At 63.2% G+C, this 1,251-nt stretch carries 1 protein-coding gene; it reads left to right on the forward strand.

The window, feature by feature from the left end; genetic code table 11:
* Positions 1–182: 182 nt before the first annotated feature.
* The gene (locus BW737_RS15430; protein ID WP_086616124.1) at positions 183–989 is read left to right on the forward strand and encodes a TIM barrel protein; all 807 of its coding nucleotides are present in this window, start codon (positions 183–185) and stop codon (positions 987–989) included.
* Positions 990–1,251 lie beyond the last annotated feature (262 nt).

The following is a 1,251-nucleotide window of genomic DNA, read 5'->3' on the forward strand; positions in this document are numbered from 1 at the left end:
GGGTTGACGTGGGGTTGGTGGGTTGTTATGTTTGATGGTACATCAAACGGGTGGTGGTCAGTGTTGATCGCTGGGCCGGTGGTGGCGTTCGTGCCGTTCGTTGGGGGCATGGTGCGGACGGGGGGTTCTGTTTAGGGCCTGGTTGGGCGAGGGTCGCCTAGTTCCCCGGAAGGCTGTGCGAGATGTTGTTCGCACCGAATGTTGAGTTGTTGTTTTCTGAGGCCGGCGAGGACTACGCGGATCGGATTCGGGCTGCGGCTGCCGCGGGTTTTACGGCGGTGGAGTTCTGGGGTCCGTTGGGTAGGGATATGCCGGCGCGGCCCAAGGACATTGAGGCGGTGGCGGCCGCGTTGGAGGAGACTGGGGTGTCGTTGGTGGCTCAGTTGGCTGAGCCCAGGACGCAGTTCATGATTCCTCCGCGTGATCACTCCGAGTTCTATCGGGGGTTGGACGAGGGTGTTCAGATCGCGCGTCGGTTGGGGAACCGGCGGATCGTGGTTCAGAGCGGCACCGGCTTCGCGGGTGCCAGCCGGGCGAGTCAGCTTGATGATCTGGTGGAGGTTTTCACCAAGGCGATTGCGCAGATCGAGGGTAGTGGGGTCACGCTGGTGTTGGAGCCGCTCAACACTCGGGTGGACCATCCCGGGTCGTTGGTGGATCGCACGGGTGATGCGGTCTATGTGGCTCGTGGTGTTGGTTCGCCGTACTTCGGGGTGTTGTTCGATCTGTATCACTCGACGGTGGAGGGTGAGGACACCGCGGCGGTGCTGTCCGATGCGGGCGAGCTGATCAAGTACGTGCAGTTCGCGGATGCGCCTGGGCGTGGTGAGCCCGGCAGCGGAGCGATCGACTGGCCCGCCCGGCTGCGCGACATCCTGGACGCCGGGTATGACGGCCCGGTCGGCCTGGAGTACACCCCGACGCAGGAAAGTGTGGCCTCCACCCAGTACATACGCGGGGTCCTGGACCGGTTGCAGGCCCGCGAGTAAGTCCCGGCAGGGGCGCGGCCGCCAGGGGTGTTGAAGGCGATGTGTCGCCGTAGCCGGCAATGTTGTCGGCGCTCGGTGCGTCATTGACCCACACGGTGGGCCCGTAGGTGGCGCGCGCCCAAAACCCGGGGTTTCACGCTGGTTCAGCGTCCACGAGTACGCACGAAACACACCACACGTAATCGTTTGAAACGCACGTCAAGCAATCGTTGAGGGGGAAGAAACAATGACCGCATTCAAATGGTCATACATGGACCACTGG

This window comes from Actinomyces ruminis (assembly GCF_002154335.2).
GTDB lineage: Bacteria > Actinomycetota > Actinomycetes > Actinomycetales > Actinomycetaceae > Actinomyces > Actinomyces ruminis.